Raw genomic sequence first — 215 nt, 5'->3', positions numbered from 1 at the left:
CGGCTTCAGTTTTTACCGCCGTTCCGGGGCGCGACTGCCATCAGCAACCCTCCTCTCACAACCCCCACAACCCCAGCACCACCTGCCAGCCACTCCCCTTTCCCCTTGCCCCCCAAACTTCACTCAAAGTCATCTCTATTTTTTCTCACACCATTCTCACCCGAATCACTCAACCCACCCATCCCCAATATCCACTCCCCAACTATTCCCCCCAC

Origin of the sequence: Klebsiella sp. 10 (assembly GCF_018223925.1) — a bacterium.
Lineage (GTDB): Bacteria > Pseudomonadota > Gammaproteobacteria > Enterobacterales > Enterobacteriaceae > Klebsiella > Klebsiella pneumoniae.
This window is presented reverse-complemented; position numbering follows the sequence as displayed.